Below are 14733 nucleotides of genomic sequence, written 5' to 3' on the forward strand. Positions count from 1 at the left end.
GGCGCGCCAGGGAGACCGCGATGGACGCGACGCACGAGGTCTTCAACCAGCCCACGCCGCTGGCGGGCTACAACCTGTTCGAGACGAACAGGGCCTTGCGCGATGCGCTGAAATTCAACGCGCCGCAGTTGCAGCTCGCGCCGCTGGAACACCTCGGCGGCGTGCTCGGCTCGGCCGAGATGCAGGCGCATGCGCGGCTGGCCAACACGAACGCGCCGGTGCTGCACACGCACGACCGCTTTGGCCGGCGCATTGATGAGGTGGAGTTCCATCCGAGCTACCACGCGTTGATGAAGGCGGCGGTGGGCGCGGGGCTGCATGGCACGCCGTGGGGGAGCCCCCACCCTAACCCTCCCCCAGCGGGGGAGGGAACCGATGCCTTGCTCCCTCCCCCGCTGGGAGAGGGCCGGGGTGGGGGCAGCCCCCACGTCCAGCGCGCCGCCGGCTTCATGCTCTTCACCGAGCTCGAGCCCTCGATCCTGTGCCCGATCTCGATGAGCTACGCCGTCACGCCCGCGCTGCGCGGCAATGCGGCCGTCTTCGCCGACTGGGCTCCCAAGCTCGCCAGCCTCTGGTACGACCCGCAGCTGAAGCCCTGGCGCGACAAGCCCGGCCTCACCATGGGCATGGGCATGACCGAGAAGCAGGGCGGCTCCGACGTGCGGGCCAACACGACGCGCGCCGTGCGCGCCGGCAGCGACGCCTGGGGCGAGCGCTACGAGATCACCGGCCACAAGTGGTTCTTCTCCGCGCCGATGTGCGACGCCTTCCTGGTGCTGGCGCAGGCGCCCGCCGGCCTGAGCTGCTTCTTCCTGCCGCGCGTGCTGGAAGACGGCAGCCGCAATGCGATCCGCATCCAGCGCCTGAAGGACAAGCTGGGCAACAAGGCCAACGCGAGCTCCGAGGTCGAGTTCCACGGCGCCAGTGCCTGGCTGGTGGGCGAGGAGGGCCGCGGCATCCCGCAGATCCTCGAGATGGGCACCATGACCCGGCTCGACTGCGCCCTGGGCACCAGCGGCCTGATGCGCCAGGCCCTGAGCCTTGCGCTGCACCACACGCACCAGCGCCAGGCCTTCGGCAAGCCACTGGTCGAGCAGCCGCTGATGAAGAACGTGCTGGCCGACATCGCGCTCGAGAGCGAGGCCGCCACCGCGCTCGCCATCCGCCTGGCGCGCGCCTTCGACCGCCCGCTAGACGCGCACGAGCGCCTGATGGCGCGCCTGCTCACGCCGGTTGCCAAGTTCTGGATCTGCAAGCGCGGCAGCCACCTCGCCCAGGAGGCGATGGAGTGCCTCGGCGGCAACGGCTACGTGGAGGAGGGCGGCGAGGGCGTGATGGCGCGCGTCTACCGCGAGATGCCGCTCAATTCCATCTGGGAGGGCGCCGGCAACATCATGGCGCTGGACCTGTTGCGTGCCACGCGCAAGGGGGACGCCGTCGCCGCGCTGGCGCAGGAGCTGGCGCCGGCGCGTGGCAGCCACGCCGCGCTCGACCGCCTGGCCGACGCGCTGCCCGGACGCATCGAGGCCATGGCCACCGAGGTCGAGGCGCGCCGCCTCGCACAGGACCTGGCGCTCGCGGTGCAGGCTGCGCTGCTGGTGCGGACCGCGCCTTCGGCGGTGTCGAATGCCTTCTGCGCCTCGCGCCTCGGCGGCGACTGGGGCCACGCTTTCGGCACCCTGGGCGCCAGCACCGATTTCGACGCGATCATCGCGCGCGCGTGCCCACAATAAAGCAAGTAGCCAAGAAGCCTCGATACCCAAGGAGTCCCATGGCCGACCTGATCCTCCATCACTACGCCACCTCGCCCTTCTCCGAGAAGCTGCGCCTGATCCTGGGCTACAAGAAGCTGGCCTGGAAGTCGGTGATCATTCCGCAGATCGCGCCCAAACCGGAACTGGCGGCACTCACCGGCGGCTACCGCCGCACGCCGGTGCTGCAGATCGGCGCCGACATCTACTGCGACACCGCGCTCATCTGCGACGTGCTGGAGCACGTCGCCCCCATGCCCTCGATCTACCCCGAGCCGGGCAAGGGCCTGGAGCGGGTGGTCGCACAGTGGGGCGACAGCACCCTGTTCTGGGCCGCGATGGGCTACAGCTTCAGCGGCAAAGGCCAGGCCGACATCTTCGCGAACACGCCGCCCGAGACGGCCCGCGCCTTCGCCGAAGACCGCAAGGCGATGAGCGTCAACATGGTCCGCCACCGCCCGGGCGACGCCGCAGCCGCCTACAAGTCCTACCTGCGGCGCCTGTCCGACATGCTGGACGACACCGACTACCTGCTGGGCGCCTATCCGACGGTGGCCGATTTCGCCTGCTACCACCCGCTGTGGTTCACCCGCAAGCGCACGCCCTCGATGGCCGGCGTCCTGCAGTTCACGCCGGCGGTGGGGGACTGGATGGACCGCATGGCCGCGATCGGCCACGGCACGATGGAGAGCTTCGACGCGGCCCAGGCCATCGCGGTGGCCGCCGCCTCGACGCCGCACACGCTGCTGTCGGACAGCACTTTCCAGGACGAGCACGGCATTGCACTGGGCACGCACGTGACGGTGGCGGCCGAGAGCTTCGGCCCCGAGCCCAGCGAGGGCGAGCTGATCGCCGCGACGCGCACGCACTACACGCTGCGCCGCAAGGATGCCCGCGGGGGCACGGTGCACGTGCACTTCCCACGCGTCGGCTACACGCTGCGGAAGCTGGAACCTTAGCTCTCCCCCAGGCTTCGCGCACTTCGTGTCGCTTTCGCCAACCCCCTTCCGGGGGCAACACCAGCGGCCCGGCGAGGCCGGTTCCGCGGTGTTCCACGCAACCACAAGGATGTACAGATGATTCAGGATTTCAAGGGCACCACCGCCGTCCTCACCGGCGCCGGTTCCGGCTTCGGCCTCGAATGCGCCCGCATCGGCGCGGCACGCGGCATGAACCTGGTGCTGGTCGACGTGCAGCAGGACGCACTGGACCGCGCTGCCGCCGAGATGGAAGCGGCCGGCGCGCAGGTGCTGGCGCGCAAGGTCGACGTCTCGGATGCGGCGCAGATGGAAGAGCTCGCACAGGCGGTCAAGGAGCGCTTCGGCGCACCGCACTTCGTGTTCAACAACGCGGGCGTGGGCGCCGGCGGCCTGGTGTGGGAGAACACCGTGGCCGACTGGGAATGGGTGCTCGGCGTCGACCTCTGGGGCGTGGTGCACGGCGTGCGGCTGTTCACGCCGATGATGCTGGAGGCCGCCGCGAAGGACCCGGCGTACCGCGGCCACATCGTCAACACGGCCAGCATGGCGGGCCTTCTGACGCCGCCCAACATGGGCATCTACAACACCGCCAAGGCCGCGGTGGTAAGCCTGACCGAAACGCTCTACCAGGACCTCAAGCTGATCACCGACCAGGTCGGCGCCAGCCTGCTGTGCCCGTACTTCGTGCCCACCGGCATCACCAGCAGCGAGCGCAACCGCCCGGGCGCGCTGGCCGCGGACAAGCCGACGAAGAGCCAGCTGATCGGCCAGGCGATGAGCAACAAGGCGGTCAGCAGCGGCAAAATCACCGCGGCGGAGGTGGGGCACAAAGTCTTCGAGGCCATCAGCGCCAACCAGTTCTACGTGTTCAGCCATCCCAAGGCGCTGGGCAACGTGAAGAGCCGCATGGAAAACATCGTCGCCATCACCAATCCTGCCGATCCCTTCCTGGAGCGGCCCGATATCGGCGCGCAGCTGCGCGCCCAGCTGCGCGCGAGCTGAGCACAAGGCGGCACGATCGATCGCGTGTCGGCCCCAGGCGGGCAGGCACGTAGGCCGCCGCTGGCAGACAGCAGGGCCACTTTGGCGACACTGGCCGGATGACTGTTCGCCTTCGACCCCGGTGATGCAGCAGGTCCATGCCATGGCTGCCCCCGCGCAGCACGCGCACGGTCCGGCGCGCGCGCACCTCACCAAGGCCGATCTCGGCGCCCAGCTGGCCCGCCGCGCCGACGAATGGGTGCGGCATGCCGAGCCCGGCGATCTGCTGCATGTGCTGCTCTGCGGCGGCTTCGGACCGGTGATCGAGGAGGAGGGCGGGCGTGTGCGCACCGGCATCGAGCTCGGCGGCGCGCCGGGCCCCTTGTCGCGGATCGGCATCATCTGGTCCGACCTCCCTCCCACCGAAACACTGCCCATCGTTGCCATGGTCTGGGAGGCCACGCCGCCGCCCGCGGACAGCCGTCTCTGGGAGGCCTGGCTGGCGCTCGACGGGCATGCGCGGGAAGGGGCGCGCCGCTTCCTGCATGACGAGATCGGCCAGAACATCACCCTCTTCGAGGTCTGCGCCGAAGCATGGCTTCGCGAGAATTAAACCCTTCGTAGTATCTGTTGCATTCGGTTGTAACCCCCTGCTTCTTCAACAGGCAATCCGGCGGGAACCCTTGTGGGACAAGGCTTCGCGCACTTGCTCATGCAGTTTTCCACAAGCTTTTCCACCTTCCGCGGGGACATGTCCAACGCTGTGGCCCGCCAACTGTTTCGCGAAAACTGCACTTGATCGGGCGGGTGCGGACTACCCTGACCGGATGCGCCCAAGATCTGCAGGGGGATTGCAAGGCGCCACTGGAGCGGGCTTATACTGAACCAGTCGGTTATGTTTTTGCGCACCTGCTGTGTGCCGCATGTTTGCCAACCCACCCAAGGAGATCTGCATGGCTTACGTCGATGGATATGTTCTTCCGGTCCCCAAGCGCAACATCGAGCAGTACCGCGAGATGGCCACCAAGGCAGGCAAGATCTGGCGCGAGCACGGTGCCCTTGAGTACCGCGAATGCGTGGCCGATGACGTGAAATCCGGCGAGGTCACCTCCTTCCCGCAGGCCGTGATCCTGAAGGACGACGAGGCGGTGATCTTTTCGTACATCGTGTTCGAGTCGCGCGCCCACCGCGACGAGGTGAACGCCAAGGTGATGGCCGACCCCCGCCTGGCCGACATGATGGACCCCAAGACCTTGCCTTTTGACGGCAAGCGCATGTTCTGGGGTGGCTTCGAGACGCTGGTCTCGGTCTGACGACGACGCTCGCGCTCAGGCTCCGCCGGCCTGGGCAGCGATCCATGCCCAGACGGCCTGGATCGCCGGCTCGCGTTCCCTGCCCCTGGCTGCAGCCAGGAAGTAGCTGCCGGTCTCGAGCACCGGCCCGAAGGGCTGCAGCAGCGCGCCGCTTGCCAGTTCCCCTTCCGTGAGTGTCAGGCTCAGCAGCGCCACGCCCTGGCCGGCGAGCGCGGCCAGCAGCGCATGCGTCTCGTCCGAGAAGGACAGGCCGGACGAGGCCGCGCCGCGCGTGCGCGCGCTGGGCTGAACGAGGCCCGCCTGCTCGAACCAGCGAGGCCAGACGGCCGGCGCCTGCGCATTCGGCTGCCAGTCGCAGTGGATCAGCCGGTGCTTCGACACATCCCGCGCGCGCCGCAGGCCGAGTGCCGGGCTGCACATCGGCGCATAGCGCTCGGGCATCAGTTCGGCCGTCGCGAGGCCCGGCCAGTTGCCGCGGCCGGAACGGATGGCGAGGTCCGCATCACCGCGCACCAGGTCGACCAGCGTATCGCTCGCATGCAATCGCAACTCGATGCCGGGGCAGGCCGCGCGAAAGGCCGCCAGGCGCGGCAACACCCACTTGGCAGCAAAGGCAGTGTTGGTGCTCAGCGTCACGGTCTCGGCTGCGGCACGCGTTCGCAGCGCCCGGACGCCGGCTTCGATCTGATCGAAGCCCTCGCGCAATGCATGAAACAGCCCCAGGCCCGCGGGCGTCAGCGCCAGTTGCCGTGTGAGGCGGTGGAACAGCGGCTGGCCCAGGCTCGCCTCGAGGCCGCGCACCTGGTGGCTGATGGCCGTGGGCGTGACCGACAGTTCGGCCGCCGCGCGCTGGAAGCTCGAATGCGCCGCTGCGGCCTCGAAGGCCCGCAGCGCCGACAGGGGCGGTAGGCGCCGGCTTGGCCTGACAGGTGAATTCAAATCATCCATGTGGAAGAAATCGTCGTTTGTGATGGAAGTGAGTCAATCCTAGATTTGTCTCAGGCGAGCGAGCGAACAAGGGTACGACACGCGAGCCGCTCTCATCCATCCATTCCACGAAAGCCTTCTTCATGAACACGCTTCTGCACATCGACGCCAGCGCCCGCCCGGGCCGCTCCGGCATCGATCCCCATGGTTCCCACACCCGCCGGCTGTCGGCGCGCTTCGTCGAACGCTGGCGGGCGGTGCGGCCTGGCGACCGCATCGATCACCTCGACGTGGGCCGCAAGCCGCCTTCGCCGGTCAGCGGCGAGTGGGTGCATGCCGCGTTCACTCCGGCCGCCGCGCGCGCGCCGTGGATGCACGAGACCTTGGCCGAAAGCGATCGGCTGGTGGATCAGCTCATCGCCGCCGATCTGATCGTGGTGGGCCTGCCGATGTACAACTTCGGCGTGCCGGCGCAGTTCAAGGCCTACATCGACAATATCGTGCGCGTGGGCCGCACGTTCGGCTTCGACCGGGCGCGCGGGGAGCGGCCGTACTGGCCGATGCTGGCCGATGCGGGCAAGCGCCTGGTGCTGCTGAGCGCGCGCGGCGATTTCGGCTACGGCAAGGGCCAGCGCATCGCGCACCTCAACCATGTGGAGGCCAGCGTGCGCTCGGTGTTCGGCTACATCGGCATCACCGAGGTGCACGAATTCGCGGTCGAGTACGACGAGTTCGGAGACGAGAGGCTCGCGCATTCGCTGGCGCAGGCCGAACTGGGCGTCGACCGCCTGGTCGATGCGCTCGCGGCACCGCGGCACGCGCCGCCGGCCATGGCCTGAGCGCGGCGCAGGCCGCGCCTATTCCTCCGGCACGTACTTGTTGCCCGCCGCCTTGTACCGCTCGATCGCCTTGCTCAGGTCCTCGAGTTCCTCGCAGGGCGTGCTGCACAGGCGCTGCAGCCGCGCCTGCCGCTCCTCGGCCTTGGGCAGGTTGTCGAGGATCAGGTAGAGCTCGCCCGAATATTCGAGGGCGCCGCGATGGTTGGGGTCGATGCGCAGGGCCGCGTCGTAGAAGCGCTCGGCCGCCGCATAGTCCGGCGACTTGCTCTTGCGCAGGCTGTAGCCCATCAGGTTGTTCCAGTCGGCGTTGCCGGGGTCGTTGACCCGCTTGAGCTCGGCGATCGCGCGCTGCCAGTTCTTGGCCTCGATCTGCGATCGCGCGCCCGCGAGCCGCAGCGCCGGCGGGGTGGAATCGTTGTCCGCAGCGAGGGCCGGCAACTGGGCGGTGGCGGCCAGCGCTGCGCCGGCAAGCAGGTGACGGAGGATTCGGGCGGTGGCGGTGTTCATCCGCTCATTTTGCAGCGCGCTCGAAGATTTGCGCCATACGCCATGCGGGCTCAGTCGCTCAGCCTGCCGAAGCCCCGGTCGCACGCCAGCACGATCGCGCGGCCGCGGTTTCTGCACAGTCCCGAATGAAGAACGTTGACCCGGGCGGTCAATCAACCGGATGGCCGGTGCCTCCATCGTCACGTCGCATCGCGAGCGCCTGCGCCAGCGCCAGCACCGACAGCGGCGCCGATCCCTCGGCCTTGTTGTTGATCGCCACGTAGGCCGATTGCCCGGCGTCGGTGGTGCCGGCGATCACGCGGGCCAGGGCTTCGCGGGTCTCCGGATCGGGATCGGCGAGCCTGTCGAAGGGCTCGTAGAGCTTCTTCGCCTCTTCGTAGCCGTAGGCGCCGTGCAGGCGGTTCAGGTTCCATCGGCACACCAGTGGCCCCGGCCACAGCGCGCGCAGCATGGGCAGTTGCCCGGCGATCGGCGGCATCTTGGGATGCAGGCCCAGGCAGTAGGTCGCGCCAGCCTCTCGCAGCACCCCCGCCAACTCCGGCGTCAGCAACCCGGGGTTGCGTAGCTCGACTGCGACCACCGCATCCGGCGCCTGTGGCCGCAGGGCCGGCAAGGCCAGCAGCATGCGCCGAAGGCGCTCCAGCAGTTCGGGCAGACGCGCCAGCATCGGCCCGGGCAGGGGGCTGAGCTGGAACACCAGCACCCCCAGTTTCGAGCCCAGGCCCGCCAGCGCGGGCGCGGCGAATTCCTGCACCGCCAGCCCCGGATCGAGGAAGGCCGGGTTGGCCTGCATGCCCCGGCCGTCCTCGCCGCGCACCAGGGCATCGGCCACCAGGCTGGGCGCCTTCACCATGAAGCGGAAGTCCTCCGGCACCACCGCCGCATAGGCGGCGTACTGGCTGGCGGTGAGGGGCCGGTAGAAGCTGCGGTCCAGGCTCACGGAGCGGAAGAGCGGATGCCGCGCATAGGCCGCGAGACCGTGCTTCGACAGCACCGACTGCTCGTAATCACCCTCCCAGACCATGCCGGCCCAGCCCGGGAAGAACCAGGAGGAGGTGCCGAGCCGGAGCTGCGGCGGCAAGGCCTGCGCCAGCACCTGCTGGCTGGGATCGGGCGGCGCAGGGCGGACCTTCGGCTCGCCCGGTGCGGGGCGTTTCCTGGCCGCCGGCGCGGGGTCTGGCGGGGCGGCCTGCGGGAGATCATCGAACAGGGAGTCTTGCATGGCGATACGCGGGTGATGCCGCTCATTTTCTGCCACGCCAACGGAGACGACACCGGCGCCCAGGGGCGCGCCGGCCGAGATCCCGCTTCTTCGCGAAGGGCGAGACGATCATCGCCGGAATGCGCGTGCCCGGCCCCCAGCGGTCACCCTTGGGCACGGCCGCGTGGCCGTAGAAGCCGCCGTTCTCGTCGTAGGTCACCACGACCAGCATGTTCTTCCACTGCGGGCTGGCCTGCAGCTTCGCGATCAGGCCGGCGGGCCGAGATCTGCGACGTGATCACCTTCCGGCGCACGCTGACCGACGCGGATCAACTGCCGCGGAAGAAATAGCGCGATCTATTCGGGCATCAGTGTCATCGCCGTGCGCAGGCCGCTGGTGGCAGATGGCCCGATCCAGAGATCGAACTGGCCCGGCTCCACGGTGGGCGTCATGTCCTGGCCGATGAACATCAGGTCGGCGCGCGTGAGCGTGAATTCCACGGTGGCGGTCTGGCCCGCAGGGATCTTCAACTTGCGGAAGCCCTTGAGCTCGCGCACCGGCCGCGTGACGCTGGCCGCGCGGTTGGCGATGTAGAGCTGCGCCACTTCCTCGGCCTCGCGCTGGCCGGTGTTGGTGAGGCGGGCGCGCACGGTCAGCGCGCCGTCCCAGGCCATGCGCGCGGGGCTCGACTCGATCGCGTCGTAGCGCACGCGCGCATAGCCCAGGCCATGGCCGAACGGAAAGGCGGCATCGTTGCTCGCATCGAGGTAGCGCGCCTTGTAGAAGGCGGCCGGCGCATCCGCCAGCTGCGGCCGGCCGGTGCGCTTGTGGCTGTAGTAGTAGGGCACCTGGCCCGGCGTCTGCGGAAAGCTCACCGGCAGGCGGCCCGAGGGGTTGACCTCGCCGAACAGCACATCCGAGATGGCCGGCCCGGTCTGCGAGCCGAGGAACCAGGTGACCAGGATCGCATTCGCGTTGCGCACGGCGCCGCGCAAGGCCAGCGCGCGGCCGTTGCGCAGCAGCACCACCACCGGCTTGCCGGTGGCCGCCACCGCCTCGGCCAGCTGCTGCTGCGCGCGCGGGATCTCGATGTCGCTGCGCGAGCGCGCCTCACCCGACATCTGCTCGTTCTCGCCGATGGACAGCACCACCACGTCGGCCTCGCGCGCGGCGGCCACCGCGGCCTCGATGCCCCCGGGGATGGGCGTCTCCACATTGCTGCCGCGGACCACCGTCAGCAGTTCCGGCGAGCCGAGCGACCGGCGCAGGGCCTGGTCGATGCCCACGGGCGCGGCCTGGCCGGGGAAGATGCGCCAGGGGCCGAACAGGTCCTCGGTGCCGGCGAAAGGGCCGATGAGCGCGATGCGCTGGCCCGAGCGGGACAGGGGCAGCACATCCTTCTCGTTCTTCAGCATGACGATCGAGCGGGCCGATGCCTCGCGCGCCAGCGCCTCGTGTGCCGCGGCGTCGAAGCGCGGGCCCGGCGTGTCCTCCAGGCCCCTGAAGGGATGGTCGAACAGCCCGAGCCGCTGCTTGACCCGCAGCACGCGGCGCACCGCATCGTCCAGCCGCGACATCGGCACCTCGCGCGAGGCCACCAGGTCCGGCAGGTACTTCATGTACAGGCCGCTCTGCATGCTGACGTCGGTGCCGGCGAGAAAGGCACGCCGGGCCGCATCACGCCCGTCGGCCGCGAAGCCGTGCGCGATCAGTTCTTCGTCGGCCGTGTAGTCGGAGACCACGAAGCCCTTGAAGCCCCATTCGCCGCGCAAGACGCCGGTCAGCAGCGCGCGGTTGGCGTTGGAGGGAATGCCGCCGATCTCGTTGAAGGCGCTCATCACGGAGAGTGCGCCGGCGTCGATGGCTGCGCGGAAGGGCGGCAGGTAGACCTCGCGCAGGGTGCGCTCGGAGAGGTCGACCGCGGCGTAGTCCAGTCCGCCCTCGGCCGCGCCGTAGCCGGCGAAATGCTTGGGCGTGGCGAGCATCGCATCGGCGTGGCCCAGTTCCTGGCCCTGGAAGCCGCGCACGCGTGCCGCGGCGAACTGCTGGCCCAGGTACACGTCCTCGCCCGCGCCCTCGATGCCGCGGCCCCAGCGGGCGTCGCGCGCGATGTCCACCATCGGCGCGAAGGTCCAGCGGAAGCCGTCCGCCGTGGCCTCGACCGCGGAGGCATGGGCAGTGCGCTCGGCCAGCGCCGGCTCCCAGCTTGCGGCCTCGGCCAGCGGCACCGGGAACACGGTGCGGAAGCCATGGATGATGTCGGCGCCGAAGAGCAGGGGAATGCCCAGGCGCGATTCCTTCACCGCCGCCTGCTGCGCGCGGCGCTTGCCCTCCAGGCCTTCGTTGTTGAAGAGGCCCGTCACGCGGCCGGCGCGGATCTGCGCGAGTTGCTCCTCCTCGCTCTGGCGCGCGGCCTGCGGGTTGGCGACCGTGTCGACGGCGGCGGGGGCGTAGAGGCTCAACTGGCCCACCTTCTCTTCCACCGTCATGCGGACGATCAGCGATTCGATGCGCGCTGCCGACACCGGGTCCAGGCCGCCGGGCGAGAGGCGGGTGGCGCAGGCGCTGAGGAAGAGGGGAAGGGCGAGAAGGGCGAGGCGGAGGCGTGGAAGTCTGCTGCGAACGCTCATTGGTCCAATTGTCGCGCCTGGCCAAAGTCTCGGGAATTCGTCAGGCTCTTGCCGGAACGCAGCCGAGCAGGCTGCCGCATCGCCGCGGGCACAATCCGCGCCATGAAGCATGGGTTGCGCGCACGGGTCGGATGGTGGCTGGCTTGGCTGGTGCTCGCCGTCGCCGGCGCGGTCTGGATCGCGCGCGCGGAGTTGGCGCAATTGCAGGACGACTTCGAGACGAACGCGCGCATCGCCCACCGGCTGCTGAGCCAGCAGGTGGTGCAGTACGACGCGGTGCTGGCCACGCTGGCCTTGCTGGAGACCGCAGCCGATGCCGGCCGGCCCGAACAGCGGCTGTCGTCGGTCTACCCCTCGATCCTCGGCGTCGAGCGGCGCAACGCGGGCGCCGAGTGGCCCGACCCCGCGCTGGCCCGGGCGGAGGCGCGCTCGCGCGAGCTGCGCCGGCCGGAGCTCGCGAGTCAGGACTTCCCGCGCGGGCGCTACCGGCTCGTGATCGGCGCGACGCCCACCAGCTATGCGCTGGACATCGACCTGGCCGCCACCGTGCCATGGCGCGACTGGCCCATGGACCCGAAGAAGAGCCCGGTGCGCGTGCTGGTCGAGCGCGGCAACCAGCAATTCGTGGTGCAGCCCGGCCGGGACGCGGCCGCGCAGGGCTGGACCTTCGATTTCCGCAAGGTGCTGGCCTCGGACAGCCAGGCCTTCGACGTGGTCGCGCAGCGACACGTGGGCTGGAGCGAGTTGCCCTGGGCCTGGATGGCGGCGTGGGCGATCGCGATGGCCGTGGTGCTGGGCGGAGCCGTCGCGCTGCGGCGCCAGCGCATCGAGCGCCGCCGCGCCGAGGAGCTTCTACGGCTCGGCCAGGTCGCGCGCCTCAATGCGCTGGGCGAGCTGGCAGCCGGCATGGCGCACGAGCTCAACCAGCCGTTGACGGCGGTGCTCGCCAACACACAGGCGGCGCGCCGCCTGCTCGACGAGGACCCGCCCGAGCTCGCCACCGCGCGCGGCGCCATGCAGCAGGCTGCGGAACAGGCGCGCCGCGCGGCCGACGTGGTGGGGCGCCTGCGCCGCGCGATCGAGCGGCCGGGCCATGCTGGCGCCGCCAGGCCGGTGCCGCTGCAGGAGGCCGTGCGCAGTGCGCTGCACCTGCTGGCGCCCGAGTTCGACCGGCGCGCCATCGCGCCCGTGCTCGAAGGCGCCTCGCACGCGCCGGTGCACGTGCAGGCCGAGCCGGTGGCGCTGGAGCAGATCGTCCACAACCTGCTGATGAATGCGATGCAGGCACTGGACGAGTTGCCGGCGGGGGAGCGGCAATTGCGGCTCGCGGTCGAGCGCGAGGGCGGGCAGGGTGTACTCAGCGTGAGCGACAACGGGCGCGGCATCGCGCCCGAGCTGCTGCCGCGCATCTTCGAGCCCTTCTTCAGCACCCGCGAGGGTGGCCTGGGGCTGGGCCTGAGCCTGTGCGAGACGCTGGCCGGTGCGATGGGCGGCACGCTGGCCGCCGAGCCCGCGGTACCGCGCGGCGCGCGCTTCACGCTGCGCCTGCCGCTGGCGATGCAGGAGGGCCAGGCATGACGCGCAGCGAGCCGCAGTCGCCGCTCATTCACGTGATCGACGACGACGACGCGGTGCGGGCCAGCCTGTCGCTGCTGATCGGCACGGTGGGCCTGCGCACGCAGGGCTGGTCGGATCCGCAGGCCTTCGTCGAGGGCTTCGACCGCGGCGGCATCGGTGCCATCGTGCTCGACGTGCGGATGCCGGGCATCAGCGGGCTGACGGTGCTGGAGACGCTGGTCGCGCAGGGCGTGGACCAGCCCGTGATCATGCTGACCGGGCACGGCACGGTCGAGATGTGCCGCCGGGCCTTCAAGGCCGGTGCGGCGGAATTCCTGGAGAAGCCGGTGGACGACGAGCAACTGCTGGAAGCCCTGCAGCAGGCGGTGCGCCAGCATGTGCGCTCGCGGGAGCGGACGCAGGCGGACCAGGCGGCGCGCGATCGGCATGCGCAGCTGTCGGAGCGCGAACGCGAGGTGCTGCGCTTCATCGTCGAAGGGCTGACCAACAAGGAAATCGCGCGTGCCCTGGCGCTGTCGCCGCGCACGGTCGAGACGCATCGCGCCAACCTGTTCGCCAAGCTCGGCTGCGATTCGCTGGCACAGCTGATCCGGCGCTATGCGGTGCTGGTCGCCGATGTGCCTGATGCGCCGTGACGCTCCGTAGTTCTACGGAGGCATCGACGTAGCCGTACGAATGGCGACGGCGAGCTGCGATTTCTACAGTGGCGCTGCGGCTGGCAAGGCGCCGGCGCAATACGAACCACCACTGGAGAGAACTACATGCATCCGACCCTTCGCCGCGGCGCGCTCGCCGTTTCCTTCGCCGCCTTCGCCATCGGCGCACACGCCCAGGCACAGGCGCCGGCGCAGAGCCCCGCCGTTCGCAGCGAGAAGAACCTCTCGCTCGAACTCGCGAACCAGATCGCCGCCGCCACCGTCGCCGCCTGCGCGGCCAACGGCTACTCGGTCGCCGCGACCGTGGTCGACCGTGCCGGCGTGGTGCGCGCCGTCCAGCGCGCCGACAACGCTGGCGCCCATACCGTGGCCGCGAGCGAGCGCAAGGCCTGGACCTCGGCCTCGGCCAAGGCACCCACGCTGGCGATGATGGAGAACGCCCAGAAGAACCCGGGTGCTGCCAACCTGGTGAACATCCCCGGCTTCCTGCTGCTTGGCGGCGGCGTGCCGGTGAAGGCCGGCAACGAGGTCATCGGCGCGGTCGGCGTCGGCGGCGCGCCGGGCGGACATCTCGACGAGCAGTGCGCCAACGCCGGCATCGAGAAAGTCAAGGCGCAGCTCGGCTGAATGCGATGAAGCCCATGCATCGCCGTTGCTCGTGGCTCGCGCTCCTGGCTGCGCTCGCGATGGCGGCTGTGGCGCCGGTGGCGGCCCAGGTGCCGCCCTCGGCTGCGGAGGTGCTGGCCTACGAGGGCGTGCACCAGGCCGCCTGGCGTGGCGACCTTCCGCGACTGAAAGAGCTGGTCGCGGCCAGGGCGGATCTCGAGGCGCGCGACGGCCGCGGCCGCACTGCGCTGCACGTGGCCACGCACGCGCGCCAGCGCGAGGCGATCCGCGTTCTGGCGCAGGCCGGCGCGAAGCTCGACGTGCTGGAGGACGACCGCTACGACGCCATCACCATCGCCGCCGTGGCCGACGATCCGGCGACGCTCTCGCTGCTGCTGTCGCTGGGCGCCAGCCCGCGCCAGACCACCAGCCGCTACGACGGCACCGCGCTGATCGCCGCCGCGCACCTGGGCCACGACGAGGTAGTGCGCCGGCTGATCGCGGCAGGCGCGCCACTGAATCACGTGAACAACCTGCACTGGACCGCGCTGATCGAGTCCATCGTGCTGGGCGACGGCGGCCCGCGTCATCAGCGCACGCTGGCCGCGCTGGTCGATGCGGGGGCGAACCTGCAACTGGCCGACCGGCAGGGCAACACGCCGCTGCGGCTCGCGAAGGCGCGGGGCTACAAGGCGATGGTCGACAAGCTGAAGGCCGCGGGCGCGAAGTAGCGACGGCTCGGGGACAATCGGGCCATCCACGA

General features: G+C 70.2%; 14 protein-coding genes and 1 pseudogene. 10 read left to right on the plus strand and 5 right to left on the minus strand.

The annotated features are described in order from the left end of the window. The first annotated feature begins 20 nt into the window (after window positions 1-20). The 5 genes from A8M77_RS08420 (at window position 21) to A8M77_RS08440 (ending at window position 5025) form a co-directional block, all read left to right on the plus strand. Window positions 21-1733: an acyl-CoA dehydrogenase family protein gene (locus A8M77_RS08420; RefSeq protein WP_086921104.1), complete on the plus strand. Its 1713-nt coding sequence runs from the start codon at window positions 21-23 to the stop codon at window positions 1731-1733. A 38-nt stretch (window positions 1734-1771) separates the two neighbouring features. Beyond that, window positions 1772-2710: a glutathione S-transferase family protein gene (locus A8M77_RS08425; protein ID WP_086921105.1), complete on the plus strand. Its 939-nt coding sequence runs from the start codon at window positions 1772-1774 to the stop codon at window positions 2708-2710. Between the two features lie 117 nt (window positions 2711-2827). After that, window positions 2828-3733: an SDR family oxidoreductase gene (locus A8M77_RS08430; RefSeq protein WP_086921106.1), complete on the plus strand. Its 906-nt coding sequence runs from the start codon at window positions 2828-2830 to the stop codon at window positions 3731-3733. 124 nt (window positions 3734-3857) lie between these two features. Further along, the gene (locus A8M77_RS08435; protein ID WP_143694563.1) at window positions 3858-4325 is read left to right on the plus strand and encodes a hypothetical protein; all 468 of its coding nucleotides are present in this window, start codon (window positions 3858-3860) and stop codon (window positions 4323-4325) included. Window positions 4326-4665: 340 nt separating this feature from the next. After that, window positions 4666-5025, plus strand: coding sequence for a DUF1428 domain-containing protein (locus A8M77_RS08440; protein ID WP_086921108.1), 360 nt, complete (start codon window positions 4666-4668; stop codon window positions 5023-5025). Window positions 5026-5040: 15 nt separating this feature from the next. Here the strand turns inward: A8M77_RS08440 and A8M77_RS08445 are convergent, their stop codons facing one another. Then, a complete protein-coding gene (locus A8M77_RS08445) occupies window positions 5041-5973 on the minus strand; it encodes a LysR substrate-binding domain-containing protein (RefSeq protein WP_086921109.1) in 933 nt (310 codons plus the stop codon). 122 nt (window positions 5974-6095) lie between these two features. On the opposite strand from A8M77_RS08445, the gene A8M77_RS08450 reads away from it, so the two are divergent. Further along, window positions 6096-6791 carry an FMN-dependent NADH-azoreductase gene (locus A8M77_RS08450; protein ID WP_086921110.1) on the plus strand — a complete coding sequence of 232 codons (696 nt, stop codon included), beginning with the start codon at window positions 6096-6098 and terminating at the stop codon, window positions 6789-6791. Between the two features lie 18 nt (window positions 6792-6809). Here the strand turns inward: A8M77_RS08450 and A8M77_RS08455 are convergent, their stop codons facing one another. From A8M77_RS08455 to A8M77_RS08470, 4 genes and pseudogenes are all read right to left on the minus strand, one after another. Next, complete coding sequence (locus A8M77_RS08455) at window positions 6810-7298, minus strand: tetratricopeptide repeat protein (protein WP_086921111.1); 489 nt, start codon at window positions 7296-7298, stop codon at window positions 6810-6812. A 148-nt stretch (window positions 7299-7446) separates the two neighbouring features. Continuing rightward, entirely contained in the window at window positions 7447-8520 is a 1074-nt protein-coding gene (locus A8M77_RS08460) for a DUF72 domain-containing protein (RefSeq protein ID WP_086921112.1), read from the minus strand. 85 nt (window positions 8521-8605) lie between these two features. Next, window positions 8606-8776 (minus strand): annotated as a pseudogene (locus A8M77_RS08465) (alkaline phosphatase family protein); the annotation flags it as partial. Window positions 8777-8856: 80 nt separating this feature from the next. Further along, on the minus strand, window positions 8857-11130 hold the full coding sequence (locus tag A8M77_RS08470; protein ID WP_086921113.1) for a glycoside hydrolase family 3 N-terminal domain-containing protein: 2274 nt from the start codon (window positions 11128-11130) through the stop codon (window positions 8857-8859). A 102-nt stretch (window positions 11131-11232) separates the two neighbouring features. Here A8M77_RS08470 and A8M77_RS08475 point away from each other — a divergent pair, with 102 nt between their 5' ends. The 4 genes from A8M77_RS08475 to A8M77_RS08490 all read left to right on the plus strand — a co-directional run bounded on the left by A8M77_RS08475 (window position 11233) and on the right by A8M77_RS08490 (window position 14701). Next, window positions 11233-12708 carry a sensor histidine kinase gene (locus A8M77_RS08475; RefSeq protein WP_086921114.1) on the plus strand — a complete coding sequence of 492 codons (1476 nt, stop codon included), beginning with the start codon at window positions 11233-11235 and terminating at the stop codon, window positions 12706-12708. Beyond that, window positions 12705-13343, plus strand: coding sequence for a response regulator transcription factor (locus A8M77_RS08480; protein ID WP_086921115.1), 639 nt, complete (start codon window positions 12705-12707; stop codon window positions 13341-13343). The genes A8M77_RS08475 and A8M77_RS08480 overlap by 4 nt, the downstream gene beginning before the upstream one ends. A gap of 126 nt (window positions 13344-13469) precedes the next feature. Continuing rightward, the gene (locus tag A8M77_RS08485; RefSeq protein WP_086921116.1) at window positions 13470-13991 is read left to right on the plus strand and encodes a GlcG/HbpS family heme-binding protein; all 522 of its coding nucleotides are present in this window, start codon (window positions 13470-13472) and stop codon (window positions 13989-13991) included. Window positions 13992-14005: 14 nt separating this feature from the next. After that, on the plus strand, window positions 14006-14701 hold the full coding sequence (locus tag A8M77_RS08490) for an ankyrin repeat domain-containing protein (protein ID WP_086921200.1): 696 nt from the start codon (window positions 14006-14008) through the stop codon (window positions 14699-14701). The last annotated feature ends 32 nt before the right edge of the window (window positions 14702-14733 follow it).

The sequence above is a fragment of the Variovorax sp. JS1663 genome (assembly GCF_002157355.1).
Lineage (GTDB): Bacteria > Pseudomonadota > Gammaproteobacteria > Burkholderiales > Burkholderiaceae_C > Variovorax.

Excerpts from the sequence above, each read along its gene's own strand:
- A8M77_RS08420 (WP_086921104.1), top strand. The coding sequence starts at position 21 with ATGGACGCGACGCACGAGGTCTTCAACCAGCCCACGCCGCTGGCGGGC.
- A8M77_RS08425 (WP_086921105.1), top strand. The coding sequence starts at position 1,772 with ATGGCCGACCTGATCCTCCATCACTACGCCACCTCGCCCTTCTCCGAG.
- A8M77_RS08430 (WP_086921106.1), top strand. The coding sequence starts at position 2,828 with ATGATTCAGGATTTCAAGGGCACCACCGCCGTCCTCACCGGCGCCGGT.
- A8M77_RS08435 (WP_143694563.1), top strand. The coding sequence starts at position 3,858 with ATGCAGCAGGTCCATGCCATGGCTGCCCCCGCGCAGCACGCGCACGGT.
- A8M77_RS08440 (WP_086921108.1), top strand. The coding sequence starts at position 4,666 with ATGGCTTACGTCGATGGATATGTTCTTCCGGTCCCCAAGCGCAACATC.
- A8M77_RS08445 (WP_086921109.1), bottom strand. The coding sequence starts at position 5,973 with ATGGATGATTTGAATTCACCTGTCAGGCCAAGCCGGCGCCTACCGCCC.
- A8M77_RS08450 (WP_086921110.1), top strand. The coding sequence starts at position 6,096 with ATGAACACGCTTCTGCACATCGACGCCAGCGCCCGCCCGGGCCGCTCC.
- A8M77_RS08455 (WP_086921111.1), bottom strand. The coding sequence starts at position 7,298 with ATGAACACCGCCACCGCCCGAATCCTCCGTCACCTGCTTGCCGGCGCA.
- A8M77_RS08460 (WP_086921112.1), bottom strand. The coding sequence starts at position 8,520 with ATGCAAGACTCCCTGTTCGATGATCTCCCGCAGGCCGCCCCGCCAGAC.
- A8M77_RS08470 (WP_086921113.1), bottom strand. The coding sequence starts at position 11,130 with ATGAGCGTTCGCAGCAGACTTCCACGCCTCCGCCTCGCCCTTCTCGCC.
- A8M77_RS08475 (WP_086921114.1), top strand. The coding sequence starts at position 11,233 with ATGAAGCATGGGTTGCGCGCACGGGTCGGATGGTGGCTGGCTTGGCTG.
- A8M77_RS08480 (WP_086921115.1), top strand. The coding sequence starts at position 12,705 with ATGACGCGCAGCGAGCCGCAGTCGCCGCTCATTCACGTGATCGACGAC.
- A8M77_RS08485 (WP_086921116.1), top strand. The coding sequence starts at position 13,470 with ATGCATCCGACCCTTCGCCGCGGCGCGCTCGCCGTTTCCTTCGCCGCC.
- A8M77_RS08490 (WP_086921200.1), top strand. The coding sequence starts at position 14,006 with ATGCATCGCCGTTGCTCGTGGCTCGCGCTCCTGGCTGCGCTCGCGATG.